The organism is Pseudoalteromonas sp. BSi20652, from assembly GCF_000239855.1.
Classification (GTDB): domain Bacteria; phylum Pseudomonadota; class Gammaproteobacteria; order Enterobacterales; family Alteromonadaceae; genus Pseudoalteromonas.
On the sequence record NZ_BADT01000081.1, the window covers coordinates 24,544 to 32,532 of the forward strand.

Annotated in this window: 6 protein-coding genes and 1 pseudogene; 4 read left to right on the plus strand and 3 right to left on the minus strand. The window is 41.6% G+C overall.

Going from position 1 to position 7,989, the window contains the following annotated elements; all coding sequences use genetic code 11:
* Positions 1–2: 2 nt before the first annotated feature.
* From P20652_RS11565 to bioB, 3 genes are read right to left on the minus strand one after another with little or no spacing between them, the layout of a single operon-like run.
* Positions 3–878 carry a methyltransferase domain-containing protein gene (locus P20652_RS11565; RefSeq protein ID WP_008167744.1) on the minus strand — a complete coding sequence of 292 codons (876 nt, stop codon included), beginning with the start codon at positions 876–878 and terminating at the stop codon, positions 3–5.
* Positions 875–2,026, minus strand: coding sequence for an 8-amino-7-oxononanoate synthase (locus tag P20652_RS11560; RefSeq protein ID WP_008167755.1), 1,152 nt, complete (start codon positions 2,024–2,026; stop codon positions 875–877). Before P20652_RS11560 ends, P20652_RS11565 begins: the two co-directional genes overlap by 4 nt.
* Positions 2,027–2,038: 12 nt before the next feature.
* A complete protein-coding gene (bioB, locus tag P20652_RS11555; protein ID WP_008167757.1) occupies positions 2,039–3,079 on the minus strand; it encodes a biotin synthase BioB in 1,041 nt (346 codons plus the stop codon).
* Between the two features lie 93 nt (positions 3,080–3,172).
* Between bioB and bioA the strand changes: the two genes are divergently transcribed.
* The 4 genes and pseudogenes from bioA (at position 3,173) to P20652_RS17855 (ending at position 7,986) form a co-directional block, all read left to right on the plus strand.
* Entirely contained in the window at positions 3,173–4,474 is a 1,302-nt protein-coding gene (gene bioA, locus P20652_RS11550) for an adenosylmethionine--8-amino-7-oxononanoate transaminase (protein WP_008167758.1), read from the plus strand.
* Between the two features lie 159 nt (positions 4,475–4,633).
* Positions 4,634–5,446, plus strand: a complete 813-nt coding sequence (locus P20652_RS11545; protein ID WP_008167759.1) for a hypothetical protein — start codon at positions 4,634–4,636, stop codon at positions 5,444–5,446.
* Positions 5,447–6,487: an extracellular solute-binding protein gene (locus P20652_RS11540; RefSeq protein WP_008167761.1), complete on the plus strand. Its 1,041-nt coding sequence runs from the start codon at positions 5,447–5,449 to the stop codon at positions 6,485–6,487.
* A pseudogene (locus P20652_RS17855) lies at positions 6,487–7,986 on the plus strand (ABC transporter permease). Before P20652_RS11540 ends, P20652_RS17855 begins: the two are co-directional and overlap by 1 nt.
* Positions 7,987–7,989: the final 3 nt, after the last annotated feature.

Genomic DNA, 7,989 nt, shown 5'->3' on the forward strand with positions numbered 1-7,989 from the left:
ATTTAGTGTTTTTCTAATGATAACAGCACCACATGATAAGACACACATGCTTTGTTATTTATAAGCGGATACGCATTGCATACTTTTTGTAGCGCCGATTTAGTAAGTAACCCTTGTCGCGTATTGGTATGATTTTGCGTGGTAGCGCCAATAGCCTTAATTGAGGCAATAGCTTTTAAAGGTGTTGTGTATTCATCGGTGTAAATACGTTTTTGAGCGCTGTTAATAGTAAACCCTGCATTTTGGACTGATTGGTTTATATGCATTTCACTATTAAAGGTATTTATGTGGCTGTTAGAATCAAGCGCTGCAAAGGCTGTTTTTATTTCGTTAAGTGAGCCCTCTACCACAGTGCTTATGTACGCCTGTCCGCCTGGTTTTAATATGCTGTAAAGTGACTGCATTAAATCCGAAAAATTAGCAGACCACTGCACTGCAAAGTTACTGTAAATAACATCAACACTGTTTGCTTGTAGCGGTAAGTTATCCATATCGGCGCATATTTTTGATGTGGTCAAATCACTACTTTGCAACATGTTTAAACTTAAATCTATTGCAATAACGCTGCCAAATACGCCTTGTAGTGTATACGTATTAACAAGCGGGCCTGCGCCTAAATCAACACAAAGCTTATTTTTATTAATGTCTGGTTTTATGAGTGAAAATAAATCGCTTGCTGCGTGTTTTTGTACATTTGCATGAGTGTTATAACTCGCCGCCGCCTTTGAAAACTTACTTTGTGTGGACTTTTTAAGCTCCTTGTTTAGCTCTCGACTTGGCTCCCTATTTAACTCTTTACTTAAATCGCCACTCACTAGGCACGGTTTTACAAGTCGTGTTTGCACTAGGTCTGTTTTTAATACTGGCTGAGCAGTCATGCTATTGCACCTACTAAGTGCTTAACTAAGTACGTTATGTCTTGTTCGGTATGTGCGGCGGTTAAAGTAATGCGTAAACGTGAGGTGTTATGTGCAACCGTAGGGGGTCTAATTGCAGTGAGCCAAATACCCTGTTGTTTAAGTTTATCTGCCGCTTGCAACGTTTGCTCTGCACAACCTAATACAATGGGTTGTATGGCGGTGTTTGACTTCATTACAGCAATATTATGGCTTTTAGCGAGTTGCTTAAATAACGCAATATTGGCATTTAGCTTATCGCGTTTATCATCAGCTGTTTTTATGCTTTTAATACGCGCAAGCGTGTGGCTTGCCATAAGCGGCGACATAGCAGTTGAATACGTGTAATCGCGATTAAATTGCAGCATGTAATCAATAAACTGTTTACTGCCTAATACACATGCGCCGCTGCTGGCAACTGCTTTACCAAAGGTAATGACTAATATATCTGGCAGCGTTTGAGTAATAAACGCTTCGCAACTGCCCAAACCGGTTTTGCCTAATGCACCAAAGCCGTGTGCGTCGTCAATCATTAGCAATGCGTTGTGCTGTTTTGCAAGTGCGAGTAATTCTTTAAGAGGTGCGGTATCGCCATCCATCGAAAATACACCTTCGCTTATAATAAGCTTGTTTTGCGCTTTTGATTTTTCGAGCCGTGAACGTAAATGATTCATGTCGTTATGATTAAAACGCACTAAAGCCGCGTTAGAGTGCATAGCCCCGTCAATCAAGCTTGCATGATTTAGCTTATCTTGAAAAATAGCGCTGTTTTGCGCAGCGGCTTTATCTTGAAACAACGCTTTAATTACGCTGCTATTAGCGCTAAACCCTGAGTTAAATAGCATTCCTGCGCCATAACCAAATTGCTCGCATAAGTATTGTTCAAGCGCTTTTTGCTGCGCCTGATAACCGGTAACCAATGCTGAGCTGTGACTCCCTAATGCGTGGGAGTCATTAAGGTTAACAGCCTCATCTCCAAAACCTAAGTAGTCGTTACTGGCAAAATTAAGGTAGGCTTTATTACTAACCGTTATGGTACGCGCCGTTGCCTGTTGCACTACATGGCGTTTACGAAGTAACGCATCTTGCTGGCGAGCCTGCAGATGCGTTTTTATAAAATCAAAAGGCATAGATATAAACGCCTACGCTTCGTAAAACAATTCAGAGGTTGCTTTGTCGGCTACTTGCGATGAAAGCGAGGCTTCTACTGCTTCGTCTGAATAGTCGTGACGCTTTTCTGGGTTCATGCCTAATTTTTTAATTAGGTTCATATCAGCATCAGCGTCTGGGTTTTCGGTCGTAAGGAGTTTATCACCATAAAATATTGAGTTAGCGCCTGCAAAAAAGCACATAGATTGCATTTGCTCGTTCATGGCGTTACGCCCTGCCGATAAACGCACATAACTGTGTGGCATCATAATGCGTGCTGTTGCAATGGTACGTATAAATTCAAAGTGATCTAAATCGTCTGCGTTTTCAAGCGGTGTGCCTTTAACTTTAACCAGCATATTAATTGGCACGCTTTCTGGCTGTTGTGGCAAATTAGCTAGCTGCATCAGTAGCCCATAACGGTCGCTTGCTTGCTCGCCCATACCGACTATTCCGCCTGAGCATACTTTCATACCGGCATCGCGTACGTGGTCAATGGTATTTAATCTATCTTGGAATGTACGGGTTGATATAATTTGCTCGTAATACTCAGGTGACGTGTCAAGGTTATGGTTATAGTAATCAAGCCCTGCGTCTCGAAGCTCATGGGCTTTTTCGTTTGTGAGTTTACCTAGCGTCATACAGGTCTCTAACCCTAGCTCTTTTACTTCTTTAACCATTTGCGAAATGTATGGCATATCTCTGTCTTTTGGATCAGACCATGCTGCGCCCATACAAAAACGGGTCGCGCCTTTTTGTTTTGCAAGGCGTGCTTGCTCTACTACTTTTTCTACTTCTATTAAGCGTTCGCGTTCTAAATCAGTTCTGTAATGGCCCGACTGCGGGCAGTACTTACAATCTTCAGGGCAAGCGCCTGTTTTAATTGATAACAACGTAGAAATTTGCACTTCATTTGGGTTGAAGTTAGCACGGTGAACCGATGCGGCTTTAAACAGTAAATCGTTAAATGGCATTTCAAATAATGCTTTAACTTCAGCGTGGGTCCAATTGTGACGAACAGGTGCAAGTTCCATAATACTCTCTTATTTTTTCTCAACGGTGATATTGGCTTAGTCTACGAGTTGAAGTACCATTGTCAACGAAGCCCACCAAGTTAAAGTTTACATATGACTAAAAAGAATACGATTGACCTTGATTTTGATCGTGAGCACATTTGGCATCCATATACATCTATGACTAAGCCAATTCCGGTATACCCCGTTACACATGCCAATCACAACATTATTCACCTCGAAACTGGCGAGCAATTGGTTGATGGTATGGCCTCGTGGTGGAGCGCAATACATGGCTATAACCACCCTGTTATAAATAACGCCATGATTGAGCAAATTAATAACATGAGCCACATTATGTTTGGCGGTATTACGCATAACAGCGCGGTAGAGCTGTGCAAAAAAATAGTAAATATAACGCCGCCTAGTTTAACTAAAGTGTTTTTAGCCGACAGCGGCTCGGTAAGTGTTGAAGTAGCGATAAAAATGGCGCTGCAATATTGGTTAAGCCAAGGCATTACAACAAAACAAAAACTAATGACGCCTTACAAGGGCTACCATGGCGACACCTTTGCAGCCATGAGCGTATGCGACCCCGTTAACTCAATGCATAGTTTATATAGCGGCTTTTTACCTGAGCATGTTTTTGTACCTGCACCGGTTAGTCAATTTGGGAGCGAGTTTAACCAAGCAGAAGCCCAAGAGCTTGAACAATACTTTAAAGCAAACAACAGCCAAGTAGCCGCCTTTATAATTGAGCCTATAGTACAAAACGCAGGAGGTATGAACTTTTATCATCCTGATTATTTAGCATGCGTGCGTAAATTGTGCACCCAATATAACGTATTGCTTATTTGCGACGAAATAGCCACAGGCTTTGGCCGTACAGGTAAATTATTTGCGGTAGAGCACGCCAATATAGAGCCCGATATAATGTGTATTGGTAAAGCATTAACTGGTGGCTCAATGACGTTATCGGCCACAATAACTAGCGATAAAATAGCCATTGGCATAAGCGAAGGTGAAGCGGGTGTTTTAATGCATGGCCCTACTTTTATGGGTAATCCGCTTGCTTGTGCAGCGGCCTGCGCAAGTATTGATTTGTTACTTGAGCAAAACTGGCAACAACGAATAAAGCAGCTAAACACCCAACTACAACAACTTAACAAATGCAGTGAGCTACAGGCTGTTGCCAATGTGCGTATTTTAGGCGCAATAGGTGTTGTTGAACTAAACGATACTGCTGGAAATGTAGATGTTGCAAAAATTCAGGCTTATTTTGTAAAAAAAGGCGTGTGGATCCGCCCTTTCGGTAAACTAATTTACCTAATGCCACCGTATATAAGTGACGAGGCAAGTATAAAAACACTCTGTGATGCCATTTATAACGCCATTAAAGGCAAGCATTACACTTAATAACGGCTCTCAATACAGATAATAGTGCTATTTACTGTAACCTACCGCTACATTTAGTGTTTTTTATCTATTAAGCGAGTTTGTGGTTATTGATCTCGTTAACTATTATCTATATGATAATGTCTATCATTTACAATTACCTTTTCGGACTACTTTGTTATGAAATTATTATTTAATCCAGCCAAAATTTTTGGTGCAAGCCTTTTACTCGCCTCTGCGTTTATGGCTCAACCTGTTCTCGCTAACGGTCCTATTGGCGAGCATGTTAATCATCTTCAAGAAAACCTTAAAAGTTACGCAGAAGAAGTAGAATGGATGGTAGGCAAAGTTGATACCATGGTAAGCGACTACGATACTAAAGGCGCAAAATCTGTAGAAACTGATGATTTAATTGAGTATTGGGAATCAGTAAAATTTCATAGCGCAATAGAAACTAACTTTGTACCGGTTTACGCTTCAATTTGGCAAGGTCTTTATGGCGTAAAAATGGCTATAGATAATAAGCAACCTGCAAAAGAAGTTCGTAAACAACAAAAAGCGATGAACATAGCATTGTGGCAAGGGCTAGGCGCTGTTAAGCTTGCTGCAAAATTCCAGCAAAAAGGCTTGTTAAACACTGTAAAAGCAACCGCGACTAACCAAATGACACAAAGCGCCACAATTGACGAAATTAAACATAAATTAGACCGTGTAGTTGCTAAATTTGCAGAGCGTTTACAAGACGAAGCTACCGCCATTGTTCATGATACTTACCTGCACCTGTTTGAAGGCATAGAAGGTACACTTATTGAGCAAGATGCTAACTTAGTTGAAGTGCTAGAAAAAGACTTTAACGTAACACTCCCACAAGCAATTGCAAATGATAAAAGTGTAGACGAAGTTCGCGATGTGATCAGTGATATGCAAACAAAATTAGACCGCGCTAAGGTGTTAATAGAAAAAGCCGAAAAAACGCGTAAGGATGTATTTTAAGTGAAGCGTAGGACCTTTATTCAAGGCCTAGCTGCGTTAGGGGTTGTTGGCTCATTGCCACTGCCTCTTTCTCGTGCGCTAGCCGCCGATATAGCAAACCCTGTTTCTGTTGATGATTTACCAAAGCTTAAAGGCGAGTTAACCCTTTATTTAGGACGAGGCGAAGGTGGTTTGTATGAAAACGTATTGCAAGCAATCCAGAAAAAAAATCCAGACTTTAAACTCGGTATACGCCGAGGTCCTACTGCTGCTTTAGCAAATACTATTGTTGCTGAAGCGAAAGCCGGCGTTCGCCGCGCTGATTTATTTTGGGCTGTTGATTCAGGCGCTATTGGTTTAGTAACCGATGCTGGCCTTGCACAACCTATCCCAAGTGATTTATCTGCTCAGTTACAACCACAATTTAGATATAAAGAGTGGGCACCAGTAACTGGCCGTATTCGCACATTACCGTATAACACGTCGCGTTTAACTAAAGATCAAATTCCAACAAGTATTATGGACATTGCCGAGAGCGATTTAAGGATTGGTTGGGCGCCCGCCTACGCTTCTTTTCAATCGTTTGTAACCGCAATGCGAATTTTAGAAGGCGATGACAAAACCGCTAAGTGGCTTAAAAAGATTCAAAAACGTGCTAAAACATACGCCGGTGAATTAGGTGTTGTTATGGGCGTTGAACGCGGTGAAGTTGATATTGGTTTTGCCAATCATTATTACACTTTGCGTTTAAAATCAGGTAAGCCTGATGCCAAGCTAGATTTAGCATTTACACAAAATGATGCTGGCTGTTTAGTCAATGCATCGGGTGTATTAGCGCTTAACGACGATCCGCTTGCTACTAACTTTATGCGTTACTTACTAAGTAAAGAAGTACAAGGTTACTTAGCCAGTGAAGCGTACGAAATTCCACTAGTAAATGGTATAGCCCAGCCTGAGGGTTTACCGTCACTTGCTAATATTTCTCCTCCTAAAGTAGATTTAACACAACTTGCTGATTTGCGCCCTACTATAGATTTAATGCGAAGCAGTGGCGTGTTGTAATGCGGCTACCTGTATCATACCCAATAGCGCTGCTTGCAGCGCTTATTACGCTTACACCTGTTTTGATTTTAATGGTGCTTGCCAGCGATTCAAGCTCAGTATTTGACAGTCATAATATTAAAGTTTTAGGTAACACGTTATCCTTAATGGGTTTAACGGTACTCGGCTCTATTTTAATTGGTGTGCCACTGGCGTTTATTAGTGCGTATGTGCACTTACCATTTAAAAAACTATGGCTGGTTATATTTGCAGCACCGCTGGCAATTCCTAGTTATATCGGTGCGTTTACACTTTATGCTGCGTTTGGTCCTGGAGGTGAAATAAATACCTTTACTGGAATAGAACCCCCGTCAATGTATGGTTTAACGGGTGCTGCAATTGTAATGACGCTGTATACCTTCCCGTTTGTAATGATGACAACCCGCTCCTCCTTACTGAGCCTTGACGCGAGCATGGTTAACGCAGCGCGTACGCTAGGTATGTCTATGACACAAAGCGTATTTAAAGTTATATTACCGCGCGTAGTTAATGGCATAGCGGCAGGTTCTTTATTAGTAGCGCTTTATACACTCTCTGATTTTGGTACTCCAGCGATGATGCGCCTAGATACGTTTACCCGCGTAATTTACGTTGAATACAATGCCTTTGCTTTAGGGCGCGCAGCGATGCTCTCCTTGCAATTATTAGTCATTGTTGGGTTTTTATTATTACTGGAATCACAAATAAAAACAGCGAGCGAAAAACAAGGTCGCCCATTAGTTTTATTTCCTAAAAATGGCAACTAAGTGCAATGTTTATAACCTTTGCCCCCATATTGCTATTAGCGATTGGCTTACCGCTTGCTATATTTTCGCTTTGGTTATCACGAGATGGTTTAAGTTCTTTCGATTTTAGTATTGCGTGGAATTCAACATATGCATCGCTTATTGCCGCTATAGTAACCGTTATTGTTGCAATACCGGTTGCACATGCAGCACTTAGTGGTAAAACGGGCAAAATAATGGAACGAGTCACTTATTTTGGTTTTGGCATCCCGGGTATAGTAATGGGTACTGCCCTTGTTTACGGTGGCTTGCAATTGCCTTTTTTATACCAAACACTGGGGTTGCTTATTATTGCTTACATGCTGCGATTTTTACCTCTTGCTGTGGGCTCTGTTAGAACAAGCACCGAACACTTAGATCCAAGCCTAGTAAAATCTGCTCGCGTATTAGGGGCAAGCCCACGTGAAGTATTTACTCGTATAACATTGCCTTTAACTATGCGTGGTATTATTGCTGGTGCAGCACTGGTGTTTTTAGAGTCAATGCGCGAACTAGAAGCCACGCTGCTACTTGGCCCAACAGGGTTTGAAACCCTCTCTACTTATTTATGGCGTGTATACGAAGCGGGCTATTTTTGGTCGTGCCGCTATCCCTGGATTACTGTTAGTAGTGATATCTGCCTGCGGGTTAGCTATTATGATGTCTGGCGAAAAACGCAACCAGTTTGAACATTAAGGA

Coding starts and splice junctions, on each gene's coding strand:
- P20652_RS11565 (WP_008167744.1), bottom strand. CDS start 878: ATGACTGCTCAGCCAGTATTAAAAACAGACCTAGTGCAAACACGACTT.
- P20652_RS11560 (WP_008167755.1), bottom strand. CDS start 2,026: ATGCCTTTTGATTTTATAAAAACGCATCTGCAGGCTCGCCAGCAAGAT.
- bioB (WP_008167757.1), bottom strand. CDS start 3,079: ATGGAACTTGCACCTGTTCGTCACAATTGGACCCACGCTGAAGTTAAA.
- bioA (WP_008167758.1), top strand. CDS start 3,173: ATGACTAAAAAGAATACGATTGACCTTGATTTTGATCGTGAGCACATT.
- P20652_RS11545 (WP_008167759.1), top strand. CDS start 4,634: ATGAAATTATTATTTAATCCAGCCAAAATTTTTGGTGCAAGCCTTTTA.